Genomic DNA, 19,728 nt, shown 5'->3' on the forward strand with positions numbered 1-19,728 from the left:
CCTATTAATTGAAATAGTTCATCAATTTAAATTAATTTGTCAAAAGTGCCGTATTTTGTACCATATCCTTGAACTATTTCATGGGGGAATTATGGATAGTGTTATGAAAACAGTAAGAGACTTTATTACAGGTCTCACTGGTGTTTTAGCAAGTGTAATCGGTCTTGGGATCGTTGCAGCAATCGTCTTTGGTGGCGAAGTTTATTTCTTCGGAAATGTAATTGATACCATTATGGGTTACGTCGTTATGTTAGGTGATAATGGATTAGCTGGTCTAATCGTATTACTTATCGTAATGGGTGTGCTAAACATTAAATAACGATAGTTTGCATGGGGGGTAACCCCCATGCTCTTTAAGGTATGAAATTTTTCGATTTCAATTTCAAAAAAATAAAAGATTTTCTAAACTCTTTAACTGAAGTTTTGCTGGTTCTGGTTTCAGCTTCTTTATTGTTAGGCATTATTTTTGGTCCGGAAACTGCATTTGTTGGTCAGGTTTACACAAATTTTGTTGCAATTTTAGATATGATTGGACAGCAAGGATTGATAGCTTTAGTTTCTCTAATAATAATCTTTAGTATTCTTAAAAAATAGCCTATAGATTGGTGGCTATGCTTGGACTTGAACCAAGGACCTCAGCATTATGAATGCTGCGCTCTAACCAGCTGAGCTACATAGCCAAGATTCTGATAATAATAAGTTTTTATTTAGAGTCAATCCTTTCCCGAAGATTTAAAGAATTCAAAGAGAATGCATAAATTGCAGGCACTAAAATAGCTAAATAGACTCTTGAATCAACCTTTGGAAAAATAATAAATTTTATAATAATTGCTACTGACAGGCTTAAGGCAATGAGATTAATCCATTGAGATTTTTTTTCTAATACAAAATAAGCACTCATGAAAATAATTATAAAAGTAAGCGAGAACCAAACTATATAATTAATGTCATTAAGAACCCACAAAGTATTTCCGATTAAAATTTCAAAATACTTATTTAAATCAAACGATGGATCAAAAAGATTTAAATTGCTTTGTGTGCTGACAAGACTTGTATAAAAATGACTCCACCAACCATTGTGAGAAATGCTTGCTGAAATCAAAAAGTATATTGATAAAAAAATAATAGAGTTAAATATTGGCATTCGAAAATCTTTATTTATTAGTGGTAATAATCCTGCAAGGCCAGCTGCAACAATCATGTCAGGTCTAAATGAAAGTGTTAATGCCATCAAAAGATAAGAGGTATAAAGTTTATTCTTCACTAAAAACATAACTGAAATTAAAAACAGTAATGCAGTGATTGCATCAGGAGTCATAAGTTTTGCGAGAAATAAAAATTGAGAAAAGAAAACCAATGGAATCCATATGAATTGCAGGAAGTTTTTTTGAAAAAAGAAAGTTATAAAAAATAATAACGTCATAATTAATGTAGAAAAAATAGAAATATATTTCATGGATTGATATTCATTCAATCCAGTAAATAACTTCACTACTTTAATTAGAGCAATATAGCCCGGCTTTAGTGCATACATTGGCATCATAGACTTAAGATTTCCTGGGCTATCAAACTGATCTTGTCTATATTTTCCAGTACAACAAAGTGTTTGAAAAAGACCAGGATCAACTTCGTTTTTTAAGGTTTTATATGTGTATTCGTGAGCTTCATCAGTAGATTTGCCTTCATCAAGCTGAACTGCCATGGTGTAGGCTATTGCATCCCAATTATAAAAGTTTCCTGTATTAGCTTTTTGATAAAAAAAACTCAAAATTATAAGTAAGAATGTAATATTTAGAGCTCTTAATATCATTTTTTAAAGACCAAATTTACACTAAGAAAGTAATTCAATATTAATCCTGCCAATATTCCAAATAAAGCAGATGCAATTACAGAAAATTCACTCAGATAAAATTGCGACGCAACACCAATATTTGCAAGTATAGAAAAGGAATTAGCAAAACAATATTTAATCAATCCCTTCATTCGTTCTTTGAATAATCTATGAATATTATGGAAGGTTAGGTAGTTATTGAGGAAGTAGTTAGAGCACATGGCGAGTAATGTGCTTAATGTATTTGCTACGATAAAACCTATACTTTGTGTCAAAAGAATTTTGAGCATTATTAAATGGACTAATACTCCCAAAGTGCCTACAAAAGCAAATACTACAAAGTTTGCTGGAATAAGCCCTCTAGATATATTCTCAAATATCTGTCCAACTAAATTAAATACTGTTGAAATATTAAGCTTGCTTTCACCAGCTATTCTACTTCTAAAATCTATTCCAACTTCTTTCACCCTCAATTGTTTATTTAGCATCAGAAGATCAAACAGAATTTTAAAACCATCTTTATATAGTTTCTCTTGCAGTTCGCCAAACTTTTGATTCGTTATTATAAAAAAACCAGATAGAGGGTCCGTAACTTTTTTACTTAAAAAGAAATTTGTAATTTTTATCCCTAGATTACTTAATGTATTTCTGGCAGTTGATAATCCATGTGTTTCACTTTTATTCAAGAATCTTGAACCAATTACAATATCTACTTCATTATTCTCAAAGGCTTTAACGAAAAGCTCCAAATTTTTAGGGTCGTGCTGTCCATCACCATCAATCACACAAATATGTTTTTTTGTAGATAATGCGTAACCCTCTACAACTGCTGAAGAAAGCCCTTTTTTCCAAGTTCTTTTGATACAGGAAACTCTGCTATTGGATGTTGTATATTTTTTTACTGTATCAGCAGTTCCATCTGGGCTATTATCATCAACAACAATAATCTCATAATCACAATTTTTCAGATTATTTTCTATTTCATTGATGACCCTAAGAATATTTTGCGATTCATTGAAAGTCGGGATTATTACACTAACTTCAAACATTAAATTTAAACTCGATTACATCTCCATCTTGAACGAGATATTCTTTTCCTTCAATCTTTAGTTTTCCTTTATCTCTTGCTGTTTGTTGACCACCACATTCAATATAGTCAGAGAATCCTATTACCTCTGCTTTAATAAATCCTTTTTCAAAATCACTATGAATTTTACCTGCTGCATGGGGTGCTTTTGAACCTCTTTTAATTGACCAGGCCCTCACTTCTTTTGGTCCTGCTGTGAAATAAGAAAAAAGATTTAATAGCTCAAAACCTTTTTTTATTATTACATCGAGTGTTGGCTCTTTTAAGCCAAGCATATCAAGATATTCAAGCCTTTCTTTTCCATCGAGATCTATTAATTCTGCCTCAGCCTTTGCATACACTTTTATAAGCTCTTTATTAGTTTTTTTAGCATGTTCTTCGAGTTCAGAAATATAGAGATTTTTTTCATCATCCTCATGCAGGTTTGCAATATAAAAAAAAGATTTTGACACAATGAGTTGCAAGTTTTTTAAAAAGTCCTCATCACTGTTAGAGCTTAAATCAGCATTAAAACCTTTATCAGATAATTCTTTTTTAATTTTTTCCAAATATTCATATTCATCTTCGAGAGCCTTATCTCCATTTCTTAATTGTTTTCCCACTTTTTCAATTCTTTTTTCAACTATTTCAAGATCACTGAGAACTAACTCAGTCTCGATAGTTTCTAAATCGTCAATAGGAGAAATTTTACCCTCTACATGAATAACATTGGTATCTTCAAAACAACGCACTACATGTGCAAAACATTGTGTTTCTCGAACATGGGATAGAAATTTATTTCCAAGCCCCTCCCCAGAGTGTGCACCTTTTACGAGACCAGCAATATCTACAAATTCCATGTAAGACGGAACTACTTTTTCAGGATTATTAATTTCAGCAAGCCTATCTAGTCTTGAGTCAGGTATATTTACCCTTGCAATATTTGGTTCAATAGTACAAAAAGGGAAATTTTCCGCTTGAATTTTTTGGGACGTTAAGGCGTTAAAAAGAGTAGATTTACCAACATTAGGCAAACCCACAATTCCACATTTAATGCTCATTAGAGTGAAGGTCGTTCATTATAATCATCCAGTCTTTGAGTAAGATTTTGTCGATATTGTTTATAGCCCTCTCAAATGCATTTGCCATTTCCCTTTTTTCTTGCGGGTTTGGTTTCTTTATGACCCAAGAATCTGTCTGTTCTTTATTTGGTGGATGTCCTATACCAAATCTTAATCTGACAAATTCGTTTCCTATTACTTTTAAAATGTCTCTTAGACCATTGTGTCCAGCATGACCTCCAGATAGCTTTAACTTCACATCACCTGGCTCAAGGTCCATATCATCATGGACTACTAATATATCTTTAGTGTCTTTAACCTTATATTTCCTGACAAGTTGGAGTGTTTTGCCGCTTCTGTTAATAAATTCTCTTGGTTTTATCAAAGCAATCTTATGATCTTCAAAATCAATTTCAACATAATCTGCATCAATTTTTTTTAAGTATTTAAAATCTGTATTGAATTCTTTGGCAATTAAATCAAGGAAGTCATAACCTGCATTATGTCTAGTTTTTGAGTATTTATCGCCTGGGTTGCCTAAACCAACGATACAAAGATGAAGCAATTTATTCTGATTTCTCCTCAGAATTATCTGGCTTATTTTCTTCAGGAGCTTTTTCATTATCACCTTCCTGTGTTGTTGCCTCTTCACCTTCAACAGCATCAGCATCTTCCTCAACTTCATCTTCAAGAAGCATTGCTCCACCTCTTGCAGTTAATACTGAAACAATTACAGGATCTTGATTTTTCAAAGATTTTGGAAAACTATAAGAGGAATTTTTTTCTAGTGCACTTAGCCTTACCTTTTCTTTAGATTTTATTTCTTCCATATCTACTTCGATAAATTCTGGAATATTATCTGGATCAGCTATTACTGAAAGTTCTTTTAATACATGATTTATCACTCCACCCTCGATTTTTACTCCAAAGCATTTATCTTGATTCGTTAAAATAACCGGAACAGTAACATTGATTTTTGTACCTTTTGAAACTTTTTGTAAATCGAAATGGATAAAAATATTCTTTGATGGATGTTTTTGTACATCTTTAAAAACAACATTATGTTTTTTGTCCGCAAGTTCTAATTCAACTAGAGAGTTAAAAACTGATTCATTATTAATGATTTTAAGAAGTTCGTTGTTTTTGACTTGTATTGCAACTGGTGCATCTTTTCCTCCATAAACAACTCCAGGTACTAATTTATTTTCATAAATAGCCTTCTTTGATGAGAGGCCACCTGTTTTTTCTCTTATTTCAGCTTTTAATTTTAAAGTTTCCATTATTTAAAAAGTTCGCTTATTGAGTCGCCTGTTGTAATCCTTTTAATTGATTCAGCAATTATTGGCGATATATCAAAGACGTCTATTTTAGGACATTTTTTTGATTTGTCACCAATATCAATAGAGTTTGACACCACAAGTCTATCAATAGCTGATTTATTCAAATTTTCGATAGCATTCCCTGAGAGTACAGGATGAGTAATATATGCTATTACTTCTCTTGCACCTTCTGCTTTCAATGCATGGCTTGCATTACTTAGAGTACCTGCTGTATCAATTAAGTCATCTGGAACTATACAAACTTTATCTTTTACATCACCAATTAGATTAATAACTTCTGACTCATTAGCTTTTTCTCTTCTCTTATCAATAATAGCTAAATCTTTTACACCAAGCGTTTTTGCAACTGATCTTGCCCTTATAACACCACCAGTATCTGGTGAAACTACTTGTAAATCTTCAACTTTATATTTACCAATAATTTCTTTGCACATAATATTTGATGTATAAATATTATCTACTGGAAAAGAAAAGAAACCTTGAATTTGTTCAGAGTGAATATCAAGAGTAATAACTCTGGAAATGCCAACACTGGTTAAGACTTCAGCAATAACACGAGCACTTATCGGAACTCTTGCTGACCTTACTCGTCTGTCTTGTCTGGCATAACCAAAATAAGGAACGACGGCTGTAATTGAGTTTGCTGAAGCTCTTTTTAAAGCATCTGCAATCAGAACTAACTCCATTAAATTCTTTTCAGCAGGCGAGTCTGTAGATTGAATTATAAATGTATCTGAGCCTCTAACATTGATATCGATTTCAACGTTCACTTCGCCATCACTAAAAGTACTCACTTTGATTGGAGCTAGTTTTTTTCCGAGGTTTTTCGCAACTGACTTTGCTAGTTGTTTATTTGAGTTTCCGCTAAATAGTAATTGTTTTTCCATCATCTGTTGGCTGGGGTGGTAGGATTCGAACCTACGAATGGCGCCACCAAAAGGCGCTGCCTTACCACTTGGCCACACCCCATTGTCATTAAAATCAATTGTATTCTAAACTTTTAGCAACAAAAATTCTAAACTTCTTTTTAGTATTTCTTTTCAATAACTCAATATCATCTTTCAAGGGATTTTCTAAAAAAACACTTGAGCCGGTACCAGTAAGTTTTAATTTATCTCTAAATCTTTCGCTACCAATATCGATTAAATAGTCATAAAAAGCTTTAAATTCATTTGATTCACTTTTAAGAGGTTCAAAAAATGAATTAGTTTTTTTATCGGGATGGCGATTTGTTTGAAGAAATTTTGAATTGTAGAGATCTTTTGTTGAAATGTTGAAATTTGGCGAAATTATTAAATATTCACTTTTAAAAGAGTGTTCTTTTTCAAATACCTCACCAACTCCACTAGCAAAACCACTTTTTTGTTCTAAGAAAATAGGAATATCAGCACCAAGTTTTTTTGAAATTTCAGTTTTATCTAAATTTTTAATTTTTTCTCCATGAAACATACAAAGAAATATTAGGGTTGAAGCTGAATTTGAACTTCCAGAACCAAGTCCAGAGCCATAAGGAATATTTTTTTTAAGGTTTATATTGAAAACTTGTTTTTTATTAAATACTTCATTAAACCAACTACAGGTTTTTTCAATAATATTATTCTTAATAAGATTAGGGTCATCACAAAAAAATGAGTTTTTCACGGATGGAACAAAATTTATCTCATCAAAAATATCAATTAATTCGAAATGTGTATAAATATTATGATAGCCATCATTTCTCTTAGATAGCACATTTAAAAAAGTATTGATCTTTGCTGGTGATTTATGTGTGAATGAGTCCATAGAATGCTAATTTTATTATTTTTACAGCGAGAATTCAGTTACTACATTGAACAACTCAATTCAAACAGATAAACTTGCACATCCGTTTATAATTTATATATAAAAATAAGGTCTAATTATGGAATTACATTGTTGGGGCATAAGTCATAAATCTACTTCTTTAGAAGTAAGGGAAAAGTTCGCCTTTAATAAAAAGGAAATAGATGAAGTTCTCACAAACCTAAAGATTACAAATACATTTGATAATGGGATTTTGCTCTCAACTTGCAATAGAACTGAATTTTACTCAGTCTGCTCAAGGTCTGATATAAAAAATTTTGAAAAGGTTGTTTCTAAAATTTTAAATAAATTTGAAAATCTCAGAAAAAATGACCAATATCTGTACGCTGGTACTGAAGCATTTAAACACTCATTAAAAGTGATGACAGGTATAGATTCAATGATAATTGGTGAGCCAGATATATTCGGCCAAGTAAAAAAATCGCTAAATAATTCACGTTCAATGGGATTTTTAAATACTGAATTGGAAAATACTTTTAATAATGCGATAAGATTTTCAAAACTCATAAGAACTGAAACTGATTTATCAAAGAACCCACTTTCTATATCAACTATAGTAGAAGGATTTATATCAAACGAAGATGAAATAAACTCTGTTCTCGTTATTGGTGGTGGTGATGTTTCTCGAAAGTTAGTGCCAAAACTTAATAAAAAAGGGAAAGAAGTCTTTTTAGTGAACAGATCTGATGTTGAAATAAGTGGAATAAAAAGCGACTCACTTTCGAAAATTAATACCTATCTTAAAAAATCTGATGCAGTCGTCATAGTTGCATCATCTAACAAAAATTTTATTGAAGAAGATTTTTTATCAAAAATTCAAAAAAATATTTTAGTTTTTGATTTAGCAATTCCAAGAAATATATCTTTTAAGATTCCAAAAAATAAAAATGTGACTGTCATTACTCTCGATGAGTTGGGAGAGATGTTGAAAAAAAATGAGGATACTAGAAAAGAGGAAGTTAATGCTGCTAAAGAAATTATTAAGTTAAATGCTGATAAAGAATTTAGAAAGCTTAGAAATAAGCAAATGATGGGGAGAAACCAAAAGGAAGCTAGAGAGAAAATTTTCAATGCAAAAACGGAAGCGCTTAAAAAAGCTAAAAGTAGTTTAAAAAAGGGCATTGATGTAGAAGAAGTTTTAGAAGATCTTGCTAATGAAATTGCGTCAAAGAATGCCCATGAATTATCAAAAATAATTGATGACCCTTCAATTATAAGCTTTATTAAAAAGTCCAAATGAGAGATTCAATAAGAGATACTTTAGAAAACTTAAAGAAAAAAGAAAAAGATCTAAATGCATCTCTTTCAACACCAGAAATTACAAGCAATATACAAAAACTTACATCGTTAAATAAAGAATTATCTGAAATTTCAAACATTGTCGAAGATTATGAAAAGTATTTGATGCTCGAAAAGAACTTAGAAGAAATAAATGAATTGCTTCTTGATAAAGATATGAAGGATCTAGCTCAAGAAGAAAAATCATCAACAGAAAGCCAACTTACTGAACTAGAGACTGAGATAATGTTTAAATTGTTGCCAAAAGATGAGGATGATGCAAAAGATATTTATCTTGAAATAAGAGCTGGTGCTGGTGGTGATGAAGCAGCAATTTTTGTTGGTGATCTCTATCGAATGTATTCAAGATTTTCAGAAAGGAATAACTGGAAAGTTGAAAAAGTAAAAGAGGTTATATCTGGCCCCGGAGGATTTAAAGAAATTATTGCAATGATTTCTGGAGAAAAAGTTTATGAGAGGATGAAATTTGAATCAGGTGTCCATAGGGTACAAAGAGTTCCTGAAACAGAATCACAAGGTAGAATTCATACTTCAACTTCTACAGTAGCAATTTTGCCAAAAGTTGATGACATAAAAGAAAGTGAAATTAATCAAAGCGAAATTAGGATTGATACTTTCAGAGCATCTGGCCCTGGTGGTCAGTCAGTAAACACTACTGATAGTGCGGTGAGAATTACTCATATTCCTACTGGAATAGTTGTTTCTCAACAGGATGAAAAATCACAACATAAAAATAAAGCAAAAGCCCTAAGTATCCTTTCCTCAAAAATTCATGACTTTGAGAAACAAAAATTAGAAAGTGAAAGAGCTTCCAAAAGGAAAAATATGGTGGGAACTGGAGATAGAAGTGAAAAAATTAGGACCTATAATTATCCTCAAGGGAGGGTAACTGAACATCGAATAAAATTGACAGTACACAACTTAGAATCCGTGATAGATGGACAATTGAATGAAATTGTTGATTCATTAATCACTCAAAGTAATGCTGAAAAACTTTTAGAAATTGAAGAACAATCACAATAAATTAACAACTATTTCCGATGCTTGGCGTAATGCTTATGGTAAGGACTACGAAGAGGGCCTTCATTTTTTATTAAAAACCAATGATCTTTTAGAAAGAGATGTAGAAAGAATATGCTTTGAAATTTCTGAAAAAAGGCCTATTCAGTACATTATTGGAAATTGGGATTTTTATAACGGCAATTATGAGGTCAATTCAGATGTCTTAATTCCAAGACCTGAAACAGAGACTTTAATTGAGCACATAGAAAATTCTAAATTACAGCCAAAAAGCATTCTTGATTTAGGCACTGGAACAGGATGTATTGCTATTGAACTATCTAAAATATTTCCAAAAGCCACCGTTGATGCAGTTGATGTGAGTATAAAGGCAATATCTATTGCAAAGACAAATGCTAAAAAAAATAATGCAAACGTTAGATTTTTAAATTCAAACTGGTATCAGAAAGTGTCGTTGAAGTACGATTTAATTGTAAGCAACCCACCATACGTAGATAGGAGCACCAACACAAATGAGAGTTTAAAATTTGAACCAGAAGAGGCTATTTTTTCAGATGAAAATGGTTTGAAAGATCTTAGAATAATAATTTCTCAATCAAAAGATTATTTAAATTACGGAGGAATTATTTTTTTGGAGCATTCTCCTGAACAAAAAAAGATAATAAAAAATCTATTGAAGAAAAATGGCTTTAGAGACGTCAGTTCGATTAAAGACCTTAAAAGGACGGAGAGGTTTACTTTTGGCAAACTTGAATAGAATTCCCCAAAGGTATTACTCACAGCTAGTCTTAGATGATTTTTCTTATGTAGATCAAAAGATACTTTGTGAAAGTGAAGTCACAATTATCGGTTGTGGCGGTTTGGGTTCACCATTAGCAGTCTATCTTGTAGCTGCAGGGGTTGGAAAGATTAACCTTATTGATTTTGATGCGGTCGAAGAGAGGAATCTTCATCGTCAGGTTTTTTATAAAGAATCAGATATTGGTAGAAAAAAAGTTGAAGCCCTTAAAGATTATTTAATTAATTTAGATAAAGAGGTTGAAGTAAACATCTATCCTGTAAAGTCATCAGAAATTAACTTTAAGAGAATTAATTCTAATTTATTCTTTGATTGTACAGATAATCTAAAAGCTTCATTTGAACTGAATGAAGAAATGGTGAATTTAAATAAACCAATCTGCTTTGCTTCAGCTTCTGAGTTTAATGGTCAAATTATAATTTTTAAAAATTCAAAAAAAGAACATTGTTGCTACTCTTGTTTATTCAAAGAGTCAGGTGATTTAGAGACTAACCATTGTGTAAGTCTTGGTGTTTTGGGTCCTGCTGTAGCAGTTATAGCCTCAATGCAGTCACTAATTGGAATGAGGTTTATTTGTGGAAAATTTGAAGAAACTGAAACTCTAATTAGAGTTGATACTTCAAAATTTGAAATCAAGAAAAACAGAGTTTTTCCTGATAAATCTTGTAGACTAAATCGGCTATGAAAAAATTAGGTGTTGTTGAGGGTTTTTATGGAAGCTTAATGAGCTTTTCACAGAGAAATTCTATTGTTGAGTCACTGAGCAATAATAATCTTAACTTTTATTTGTATGCTCCCAAAGAGGATCCCTTTATTAGAAAGCATATTGATTTAGATCATTCAAAAGAGTGGGAAGAGCAATTTCAAAATTTTTGTCACAACGCAAATGAAAAGCATATTCAAATCAGTGCTGGTTTGTGTCCAAAAACAAATGATTATGGTTCACTTGCAAATAAGATAAATAAATTTAAATCTCTTGGCTGCAATCATTTCGCTATACTCTTTGATGATACTGAAGATTATGATTTAAAAAGCCAACTTGATATTTTTAATAGAGTAGAAAGTGAATTTCAGGATAGTGAAATTATTTTTTGTCCAAGCATATATACATCTGAACTTATAGATCAAAACCAAAATACTAAAGAGTATTTTGCTAGCTTTAAGAATAATTTCCCTAAAGATAAAACATTTATTTGGACTGGCCCTAAGGTTATTTCTGAAGAGTTAAATGATGAAGTAGATAACGATCTTGAGGATATGGACAACAGCAATATTGCAGTTTGGGATAACTATTTTACAGTCGACTCATGTCCTGAACTATTGAATTACAGTTATTTTGATCATTTAGACATTCAATATCTCAAGAAAAAAGAAATGTATTTTATTAATTTAACAGGAATGCTGTATACAGATAGTTTAATAATTAACACTTTTGGACATTTCATAAACGGCAAAACAATTTCTTTTGAAGAGCTACTTAAAGAAAATAAGCTTGATAAAAATCTTATTGAACTCATCCATTTGTTTAATCCAAAAAATAAATTAAAAATAACTGATTCAGAAAATATGAAAATCAAAAAAATTCTTCAAGAATGGTTTTCTCCACTGAAAAATGAATGGTATCCTTATCTACACTACTTAAAAAAAAGGGGCGAAAAATGAGTAATATGCAGAACTGGAATCAAAATGTAGCAAGCATTATTGATTACGCACAAAGAAATTTTCCTGAAGTTGAGATTGTCTCAAGAACACTTGATGGAAAAATTCATAAATCGAATTATGGTGAAGTTGCCAAACGATCTAAAAAAGTTGGTGATTCACTAGAAAAATATGGAATTAAGAAAGGTCAAAATGTTGGCTCTTTAGCACTTAATACTTACAGAAATATGGAGCTTTACTACGGCATTTCAGGTATGGGAGCTGTAATGCATACTATTAACTTTAGGCTCCATCCAGAGCAAGTGGTCTACATAATAAATCATGCTGAAAATAGAATAATTTTTACTGAAACAGTTTTTGCACCATTACTTGAAGCTGTACAGGATAAGTGTCCAACAGTAGAGCAATATGTTCTTCTTTGTTCAAAAGAGGAAATGCCTGAATCAAATCTTAAAAATGCGGTTTCCTATGAGGAATTTATTGAAAAGGGTGATGAGAATTATGAGTGGCCACTCTTGGATGAGGATGCACCGTGTGGTTTATGTTATACATCAGGCACAACCGGTAATCCAAAAGGAGTTCTTTATTCTCACAAATCAACTTTATTGCATGCTTGGGCTGGATCCTCTGCGAATGGATTAGGTTTTACAAGAAGCGACTCTATTTTAATGGTAGTGCCAATGTTTCATGTTATGGGCTGGGGACTTCCATATATTGGCGCTATGAATGGTATTAAGCTCGTTCTACCAGGTATGGGTATGGATGGAGCTGCATTGGTTGAATTAATCCAAAAAGAGCAAGTAACTTTAGCCTTCGGAGTGCCAACAATTTGGTTGGGATTGTTAAATTATTGTACTGAGCAAAAAATCACTCTGGATAGCGTAAAACAAACTGTAATTGGAGGCTCTGCGGTGCCATATTCAATGATTAAACAATTTGACGAAGAGCACGACGTAAATGTAGTCCAAGGTTGGGGCATGACTGAAACAAGTCCACTTGCCACAGCCAATCTTAGAACCAAAGAAATGGAAGCAATGCCAAAAGAAGAAATGTACAAACTTCAAACAAAGCAAGGTAAACCAGTTTATGGAGTAGAGCTAAAAATTGTTGATGATGACGGCAAAAGATTGCCAGAAGACGGTGAAGCATTTGGTAGACTTCTGATCAGGGGACCATGGGTAAATAAAAGATATTATAAATTTGAAGAAGATGCTGTTGATGCAGACGGATGGTTTGATACTGGAGATATTTCAAGTATAGATCCTGCCGGATATATGACTATCGTTGATAGAGCAAAAGATGTCATTAAATCAGGAGGAGAGTGGATAAGTTCTGTTGATTTAGAAAATGTTGCTCAAGGACATCCTGATGTTATGCAAGCCTGTGTAATTGGAGTAGCTCATCCAAAGTGGGATGAGAGGCCTCTTTTATTAATTGTTGCTGCAGGAGATAAAAAGGATAAAGAATCTATATACAGCTTTTTAGAAGATAAAATTGCTAAATGGTGGAAGCCAGATGATATAGTATTTGTTGACGAATTACCTTTAGGAGCAACTGGTAAAGTTCTAAAGGTTAATCTTAGAGATCAATTTAAAGATCATCTAATGAAATAGGAGAAAAAAATGGAAGCAATAAAACCCGAAGATTTACATAAAGAAATCGGAAAAGTGCAAAGCACATCTTGGTTTAAAGTTGACCAAGGCATGATAAATACATTTGCAGATGTAACAGATGATCCACAATTCATTCATGTGGATCCTGAGAGAGCTAAACCAATATTTGGAAGCACAATAGCACATGGAGCTCTTATGCTTTCACTATCTGTGGGAAAAGGTTATGAAACAGCCATTCCTATTGAAGGCACTAAAATGGCTATGAACTATGGATACGACAAAATTAGATTTGTAAGTCCAGTTCCGGTTGACTCAAACTGCAGATATAACAGTGAACTAATTGAAGTAACTGAAAAAGAAGGTGGTCGTTGGCTGCTTAAATTTAAAATTGAGCTTGAGGTTGAAGGTGCAGATAAACCTGGTTTTGTTGCCGAAAATCTCGCAATGATATTTGTATAAACACCTAGCAAAGTTAGTTCTTATAATTTTTGTAATCACTGGATGCTCCAGTGATTACGAGAATATCAATGATTGTAAAAGTCTAGGCACTCTAGAATTAATATGTAATCTACAAAACCCTGAAGATTTTGCCAAAATTCCTGAAGAGGATTCTATTGTAGTATCCCAATTTGCCGGCCTACCTGAATTGAATGAAGGAAGGGTTTTAATTGGCAAACTTTCGAAGCTTGATCTAAAAACTAATGAGATAGAAGATTTTGATATAGAGTTTTTAGAGAAAAATAGTTTAGGCATCGGAGATGAAAATTGCGAACCATATAAAGATTTTTACCCACATGGCATAGATATTTATGAGGGTATAAAACTTACTGGTGAGAACTTAAGTCCTTTTTTAGAGGAAGCTTCATTACTTGCTGTAGTAAATCATCAAAAAGTAAGCAGTATAGAATTTTTTCTAATTTTTCCTGATTATGTAACCTTCTCAGACAAAACAAACCCAACATTAATTTGGGTTGGATGTACAAAAGCACCAAAAGAAAATACCTATTTCAATGATGTTGTTGTTTACGATAACGAAGGCTCATTTTTTGCCACTCACCAGTATGATAAAGACCTGGGTTTTTACTACCTCTTCTTTCTAAATATTTTTAGATTTGATACTGGTCATGTGTATGAATGGAATTCAAAAGTTGGTTATTCTATTGTACCGAAATCAGCTGGCACTTGGCCAAATGGCATTGAAATGATTAATGATAATTTATACGTCAATTACAGAATGAATGGCATGATCTCAAAATTTAGCAATGACAGTCGAAATGACTTAGTTTTACGAACATTCTTAAATGGTGGCCCAGATAATGTCATCGCTGTAGGTGATGAACTTTGGATTGGCGGACAAAATACCGATCTTGGCGGACTGGCATGTATTGAAGAAACAGTTTTACAATGTCCAACACCTTTTTTTGTCATTCATGCTGATAAAGATTTGAACATTATAGAAGAATACAATTTTGCCGATGTTGCTTTTGGTGGAGCCTCAGTTGCATATCCATTTGAGGATAAAGTTTTTGTTGGTGCTTACAAATCTGATCGAATAGCTATTTTTGAGAAATGAAATTTTTATTTGCACTCTTTCTAAGTATAAATTTACATGCTTCAACACATTTTTTTGTTCTAGGTTCTGGCACACCGAATCCTAACCCAGAGAGAATGGGATCAGCATATCTAGTTCTAGTTGATGACACGCCATATTTATTTGACTTTGGTCCAGGCGTAGTGCGAAGAGTGGCTGCACTAACAACTAACTGGGGCGGGAGTTTTTCAAACTTTGATGTAACAAAGCTTGAGTACGCTTTTCTAAGCCATATTCACTCTGATCACACTTTAGGTTTAGCGGATTTGATAATTACACCCTGGATAATGGGGCGGGATAAGCCACTAAAGATTTTTGGTCCTGAAGCAGCAAAAGATATGGCAGAACATATTATCAAGGCTTATCAACCTGATATTGATTACAGAATTTATGGTACTCAACCACAAAATGATAAAGGTTATAAAACAATTTTTACGAGCATTGCAGAGGGGGCTATTTATGAGGATGATAATATTTCAGTAACTGCATTTCTTAACGATCATGGTGATCTTTCTGACTCCTATGGTTTCTTAGTAAAAACAAAAGATAAAACAATTTTAATTTCAGGAGATACTGGCCCCTCTAAAAATTTAATGAAATACGGCAAAGATATTGATATTTTAGTGCATGAGGTTTACTCACAAGCAGGATTTGAAAAGAAAGAGCCAGATTGGAAAATTTATCATAAAGCCCATCACACCAGTCCAAGCGAATTAGCAAAAATTGCTAATCAGCTAAAGCCAAAAACATTAGTTTTATCTCACATACTTTTTTGGGGCTCAACAGAAGAAGAGATTCTTGCTGAAATATCACAACATTATGCTGGAGAGGTTGTGTTAGCTAATGATCTCGCTGAAATCAATTAATATTTTTATATTTTTCAATAAAATCATGTTTCATCATAAATTGTTAAAATGAAAAAATGTTTAAATCTGAATTGATATGTTTTAAAAAAACAGAATTCATGGAATCTTTTTCAAAGCAAAGACTTCACATAGTTTATGATGAAATATTCAATAGAACTCACATCTATAACCAATCCAACAAATCCTCTGTTGTTGAAATGCTTAGCCTCTCTGAAATCTCTAAGGAGAATCTAGGGAAATATAAGAGAAATTTTTCAAAAGAAGCATGGAATAGTAAGTTTGAAGATGAGGAACACTTGCCAACAATAGGCGAACAACTTGAAAATAATATTGAAGGAGAAAATCTTTTTATTTTTACAGCAAATTTTGGAATTAATTTTTACTGGACAAGTGATTCAAGGAAAGGAGAGATGGGGAAAGATGAAAGGGATTATTGGAGCAGTGAGATTTTTAAAGATTTCTTCCATTTACCAGATGAAAGTGTGATTAATGATGTCCTTTTTAATGAGGATATGCGCATTAGGCGACCTATAGATAAAAGTTTAGATGAAAGTATTTTAAAAACTTGGGATTAAATTCAACCTAGTATTTTATTTTTAAGTAGTTTGTTCACAAGGCCTGGATTTGCCTTCCCCTCTGTGGCTTTCATAACTTGACCAACAAAGAAACCAAATAGTTTGTCTTTGCCAGATTTATAAGCTTCTACCTGGCTTGTATTTTCTGCAAGAATTTTATCAATGATTTTCTCTAACTCGCCTTCGTCTGAGATTTGTTGCATGCCTTGGCCTTCTATAATTTTGGCTACATCTTCGCCTGATTGCCAAACTTCATCTAAAACATCTTTCGCAATTTTTCCTGAGATAGTGTTATTAGAGATGTTTTGAATAAGTTTAGAGAAATTTACCGCATTAACTTTACTCTCTTTAAGACTGATATCATTTTTATTCAACAACGCATTGAGATCGCCTATTATCCACTTAGCTGCAAGCTCAACATCGGCCTCTTTTGCAACTTCTTCAAAGAAATCAGCAGTTGATTTATCAGCACATAATACGCCAGCATCATATTCATTAAGGTTGTAGGTTTCCATGAGTCTTTTTTGCTTCTCCTCTGGCAGTTCACTTAAATTATCTTTAATTTCTTTCACTAATTCTTCTGATATTTCATGAGGTACTAAGTCTGGACAAGGAAAGTAGCGATAGTCATTAGCAAATTCTTTTGTTCTCATCGATCTTGTTTCGTCTTTTATAGAATCATAAAGTCTTGTTTCTTGCTCAACCTTTTCCCCTGATTCCAAAACTTTGATTTGCCTTTTAATTTCAAAGTTTATGGCTTTCTCCACAAATCTGAATGAATTGATATTTTTTATTTCTGCCCTAATGCCAAACTCTTTATCATCAGGTCGCATGATAGAAACATTAGCATCACAACGCATTGAGCCCTGTGACATATCTCCATCAGAAATATCTAAATAAGTGATAATTTGATGAATTTTCTTTAAGTACTTTACAGCCTCTTCTGCTGAGCGAATATCAGGCTCAGATACAATCTCAAGGAGTGGTACTCCTGATCTATTTAAATCCACAACTGACTCACTATCATACACATCATGCATTGATTTCCCTGCATCTTCTTCTAGATGTGCTTGATGAATCCTAACTTGTTTGCCTTCAACATCAACAACACCATTTTTTACAATTGGATAATGTAGTTGTGTTATTTGATAGCCTTTTGGTAAATCTGGATAGAAATAATTTTTTCTATCAAAGACCATTGTTTTAGCAATTTCTGCATTTGTCGCTAGACCAAAAGCTATTCCCTGTTTCACAGCACCGTCATTAAGCACAGGTAAAACACCAGGCAGACCCATATCAATAAGGTCTACAAGAGTATTTGCCTCTTCACCAAATTGATTTTTAGCGGGAGAAAAAAGCTTTGTATTGGTTTGTAACTGGACATGAATTTCAAGACCAATTACAGGTTGCCAACCATTAACTAGGGTGTCATTTTGTGCCAATCTGTCACCTCCTGCATTTTATGTGCGGTATTTAGTAATAATTCCTCTGAGAAATAATTTCCAACAAATTGTGCGCCTATCGGAAGGTTCTTTGAAAAACCATTAGGTAAGGACATAGCTGGTAGCCCTGCGAGATTTGCTGGAATGGTTAATAAATCTTCTTTATACATTCTGTTTGGATCTGTACTTTCTCTATTCATTTCAAATGCTTGATCTAGAGTTGTAGGTAAAAAAACTAAATCAACATCCTTAAAAAATTCATCAAATTTGGATTTAATCATTCTTCTTACTTTTTGTGCTTTTCTATAATACGCATCATAAAAACCTGCAGATAGAACATAAGACCCAATTAAAATTCTCTTTTGCACTTCATCTCCAAAGCCCTCAGCTCTAGTTTTTAGATACAGTTCGCTTATATTTTTTGCCTCTGACCTATGGCCATATTTAACACCATCAAATCTTGATAAATTTGAAGAGCATTCAGCTGGAGCAATAACATAATATGAGCAAATACCACTTGATAGTTCTGTAAAGTCTAATTCAACAAAACTATGCCCTAATTGTTCAAGTATTTTTTTAGAACTTTCATAAGCATTTAATACTTCTTCTGATATTCCAAGATTTTCAATACCCTTTAAGATGCCAATCTTTAATTTACCAAAATCTTTATTTAATCCTTTTTCATAATCAATAGATTCTCTTTTTGAACAGGTAGAGTCTTTCTCATCATAAGACGCCATGGCATTGAGTAATGCTGAACAGGCAAAAGCATCTCTAGCTAGAGGGCCAGCTTGATCCATGCTAGAGCAAAAAGCAATCATTCCCCATCTAGAAACAAGGCCGTAAGTAGGTTTAAGTCCAGTAATTCCACAAAGAGCAGCAGGTTGTCTTATCGAGCCTCCAGTATCTGTACCAGTAGAAATTGTTGTAATATCAGCAGCGACACAGGCAGCAGAGCCACCTGAACTCCCTCCAGGAACTAATGATTGACCCCAAGGATTCTTAACAGGACCAAAGAAGCTAGTTTCATTCGATGAGCCCATAGCAAATTCATCCATATTTGTCTTGCCAATCATAATGGAACCAGCATCATTACAATTTTTTGTCACAGTGGACTCATATGGCGGGATAAAATTTTCTAACATTTTGGATGCACATGTAGTTTTTTTTCCGTCAGTACAAAAAATATCTTTATGGGCAATAGGAATTCCACCGAGAGGTTTGTCTTTAAACTCATCAAAATTCGCGTCAATATTTGATGCTCGCTCCAATGCATATTCTTCAAAGTGACTTATAAATGCATTGAGTTCACTCTTTTCTTTTGCTTTTTTTAGACTTTCTTCAGTTAGTTCTTTAGCAGAGACTTGTTTTTTTCGAAAGTTATTTCTTGTTTCTTGGAAATTCATTCAACTATTTTTGGTACAACGAAGTAATCTTCGTCAGATTTAGGCGACTTTTTTAAAAACTCTTTCTTTTTATTTCTGTTTTTTTCTTCATCTGAGCGGCTTACATTAGTAAGCTCAAGCGGATTATTCAGTGGCTCAAACTTATCGAGGTCCAGATCATTCATTTGATCGATCATTTCGAAAGTGTTTTGCAATTTTTCTATTGTTTTATCTTGATCTTCCTCTTTTACTTGGAGACGCGCCAAAAATAATAGATTTTTTAACTCGATTTTATTCATTAAAAGCCTTATTCTATAAAGTTCTCAATATTATAGAGAT

Annotated in this window: 22 protein-coding genes and 2 tRNA genes; 12 read left to right on the forward strand and 12 right to left on the reverse strand. The window is 32.8% G+C overall.

The window, feature by feature from the left end:
* The first annotated feature begins 103 nt into the window (after nucleotides 1-103).
* Together M9B42_01410 and M9B42_01415 are read left to right on the forward strand one after the other, a co-directional pair.
* Nucleotides 104-319, forward strand: coding sequence for a hypothetical protein (locus M9B42_01410; GenBank protein URQ64504.1), 216 nt, complete (start codon nucleotides 104-106; stop codon nucleotides 317-319).
* 41 nt (nucleotides 320-360) lie between these two features.
* The gene (locus M9B42_01415; protein ID URQ64505.1) at nucleotides 361-594 is read left to right on the forward strand and encodes a hypothetical protein; all 234 of its coding nucleotides are present in this window, start codon (nucleotides 361-363) and stop codon (nucleotides 592-594) included.
* Nucleotides 595-603: 9 nt separating this feature from the next.
* Here M9B42_01415 and M9B42_01420 read toward each other — a convergent pair.
* From M9B42_01420 to M9B42_01460, 9 genes are all read right to left on the reverse strand, one after another.
* A tRNA-Met gene (locus tag M9B42_01420) sits at nucleotides 604-680 on the reverse strand.
* A 23-nt stretch (nucleotides 681-703) separates the two neighbouring features.
* Complete coding sequence (locus M9B42_01425) at nucleotides 704-1,810, reverse strand: hypothetical protein (protein ID URQ64506.1); 1,107 nt, start codon at nucleotides 1,808-1,810, stop codon at nucleotides 704-706.
* Nucleotides 1,807-2,880, reverse strand: coding sequence for a glycosyltransferase family 2 protein (locus tag M9B42_01430; protein URQ64507.1), 1,074 nt, complete (start codon nucleotides 2,878-2,880; stop codon nucleotides 1,807-1,809). Before M9B42_01430 ends, M9B42_01425 begins: the two co-directional genes overlap by 4 nt.
* Nucleotides 2,873-3,958, reverse strand: coding sequence for a redox-regulated ATPase YchF (gene ychF / locus M9B42_01435; GenBank protein URQ64508.1), 1,086 nt, complete (start codon nucleotides 3,956-3,958; stop codon nucleotides 2,873-2,875). The genes M9B42_01430 and ychF overlap by 8 nt, the downstream gene beginning before the upstream one ends.
* Nucleotides 3,948-4,523 carry an aminoacyl-tRNA hydrolase gene (pth, locus tag M9B42_01440; protein ID URQ64509.1) on the reverse strand — a complete coding sequence of 192 codons (576 nt, stop codon included), beginning with the start codon at nucleotides 4,521-4,523 and terminating at the stop codon, nucleotides 3,948-3,950. Before pth ends, ychF begins: the two co-directional genes overlap by 11 nt.
* A 1-nt stretch (nucleotide 4,524) precedes the next feature.
* On the reverse strand, nucleotides 4,525-5,238 hold the full coding sequence (locus tag M9B42_01445) for a 50S ribosomal protein L25 (protein URQ64510.1): 714 nt from the start codon (nucleotides 5,236-5,238) through the stop codon (nucleotides 4,525-4,527).
* Complete coding sequence (locus tag M9B42_01450) at nucleotides 5,238-6,185, reverse strand: ribose-phosphate pyrophosphokinase (protein URQ64511.1); 948 nt, start codon at nucleotides 6,183-6,185, stop codon at nucleotides 5,238-5,240. The genes M9B42_01445 and M9B42_01450 overlap by 1 nt, the downstream gene beginning before the upstream one ends.
* A 7-nt stretch (nucleotides 6,186-6,192) precedes the next feature.
* A tRNA-Gln gene (locus tag M9B42_01455) sits at nucleotides 6,193-6,267 on the reverse strand.
* 12 nt (nucleotides 6,268-6,279) lie between these two features.
* On the reverse strand, nucleotides 6,280-7,080 hold the full coding sequence (locus M9B42_01460; protein ID URQ64512.1) for a hypothetical protein: 801 nt from the start codon (nucleotides 7,078-7,080) through the stop codon (nucleotides 6,280-6,282).
* Nucleotides 7,081-7,198: 118 nt separating this feature from the next.
* Between M9B42_01460 and hemA the strand changes: the two genes are divergently transcribed.
* From hemA to M9B42_01510, 10 genes are read left to right on the forward strand one after another with little or no spacing between them, the layout of a single operon-like run.
* Nucleotides 7,199-8,380: a glutamyl-tRNA reductase gene (gene hemA, locus M9B42_01465; protein URQ64513.1), complete on the forward strand. Its 1,182-nt coding sequence runs from the start codon at nucleotides 7,199-7,201 to the stop codon at nucleotides 8,378-8,380.
* Nucleotides 8,377-9,462: a peptide chain release factor 1 gene (prfA, locus tag M9B42_01470; GenBank protein URQ64514.1), complete on the forward strand. Its 1,086-nt coding sequence runs from the start codon at nucleotides 8,377-8,379 to the stop codon at nucleotides 9,460-9,462. Before hemA ends, prfA begins: the two co-directional genes overlap by 4 nt.
* On the forward strand, nucleotides 9,443-10,216 hold the full coding sequence (prmC, locus tag M9B42_01475; GenBank protein URQ64515.1) for a peptide chain release factor N(5)-glutamine methyltransferase: 774 nt from the start codon (nucleotides 9,443-9,445) through the stop codon (nucleotides 10,214-10,216). The genes prfA and prmC overlap by 20 nt, the downstream gene beginning before the upstream one ends.
* Nucleotides 10,209-10,943, forward strand: a complete 735-nt coding sequence (locus M9B42_01480) for a HesA/MoeB/ThiF family protein (protein URQ64516.1) — start codon at nucleotides 10,209-10,211, stop codon at nucleotides 10,941-10,943. The genes prmC and M9B42_01480 overlap by 8 nt, the downstream gene beginning before the upstream one ends.
* Nucleotides 10,940-11,920: a protein O-GlcNAcase gene (locus M9B42_01485; GenBank protein ID URQ64517.1), complete on the forward strand. Its 981-nt coding sequence runs from the start codon at nucleotides 10,940-10,942 to the stop codon at nucleotides 11,918-11,920. The genes M9B42_01480 and M9B42_01485 overlap by 4 nt, the downstream gene beginning before the upstream one ends.
* Nucleotides 11,917-13,530 carry a long-chain fatty acid--CoA ligase gene (locus M9B42_01490; GenBank protein URQ64518.1) on the forward strand — a complete coding sequence of 538 codons (1,614 nt, stop codon included), beginning with the start codon at nucleotides 11,917-11,919 and terminating at the stop codon, nucleotides 13,528-13,530. The genes M9B42_01485 and M9B42_01490 overlap by 4 nt, the downstream gene beginning before the upstream one ends.
* A 9-nt stretch (nucleotides 13,531-13,539) precedes the next feature.
* Nucleotides 13,540-13,989 (forward strand): MaoC family dehydratase, encoded by a 450-nt coding sequence (locus M9B42_01495; GenBank protein URQ64519.1) that lies wholly within the window; start codon nucleotides 13,540-13,542, stop codon nucleotides 13,987-13,989.
* Complete coding sequence (locus tag M9B42_01500) at nucleotides 13,982-15,103, forward strand: hypothetical protein (GenBank protein ID URQ64520.1); 1,122 nt, start codon at nucleotides 13,982-13,984, stop codon at nucleotides 15,101-15,103. The genes M9B42_01495 and M9B42_01500 overlap by 8 nt, the downstream gene beginning before the upstream one ends.
* On the forward strand, nucleotides 15,100-15,987 hold the full coding sequence (locus tag M9B42_01505; GenBank protein ID URQ64521.1) for an MBL fold metallo-hydrolase: 888 nt from the start codon (nucleotides 15,100-15,102) through the stop codon (nucleotides 15,985-15,987). The genes M9B42_01500 and M9B42_01505 overlap by 4 nt, the downstream gene beginning before the upstream one ends.
* 56 nt (nucleotides 15,988-16,043) lie before the next feature.
* Complete coding sequence (locus M9B42_01510; protein ID URQ64522.1) at nucleotides 16,044-16,562, forward strand: hypothetical protein; 519 nt, start codon at nucleotides 16,044-16,046, stop codon at nucleotides 16,560-16,562.
* A 2-nt stretch (nucleotides 16,563-16,564) separates the two neighbouring features.
* Here M9B42_01510 and gatB read toward each other — a convergent pair whose 3' ends face one another.
* From gatB to gatC, 3 genes are read right to left on the reverse strand one after another with little or no spacing between them, the layout of a single operon-like run.
* Nucleotides 16,565-18,004, reverse strand: coding sequence for an Asp-tRNA(Asn)/Glu-tRNA(Gln) amidotransferase subunit GatB (gatB, locus tag M9B42_01515; GenBank protein ID URQ64523.1), 1,440 nt, complete (start codon nucleotides 18,002-18,004; stop codon nucleotides 16,565-16,567).
* Nucleotides 17,983-19,410, reverse strand: a complete 1,428-nt coding sequence (gatA, locus tag M9B42_01520) for an Asp-tRNA(Asn)/Glu-tRNA(Gln) amidotransferase subunit GatA (protein URQ64524.1) — start codon at nucleotides 19,408-19,410, stop codon at nucleotides 17,983-17,985. The genes gatB and gatA overlap by 22 nt, the downstream gene beginning before the upstream one ends.
* Complete coding sequence (gene gatC / locus M9B42_01525) at nucleotides 19,407-19,688, reverse strand: Asp-tRNA(Asn)/Glu-tRNA(Gln) amidotransferase subunit GatC (GenBank protein ID URQ64525.1); 282 nt, start codon at nucleotides 19,686-19,688, stop codon at nucleotides 19,407-19,409. Before gatC ends, gatA begins: the two co-directional genes overlap by 4 nt.
* Between the last annotated feature and the right edge of the window lie 40 nt (nucleotides 19,689-19,728).

This window comes from SAR86 cluster bacterium, assembly GCA_023703535.1.
GTDB lineage: Bacteria > Pseudomonadota > Gammaproteobacteria > Magnimaribacterales > TMED112 > TMED112.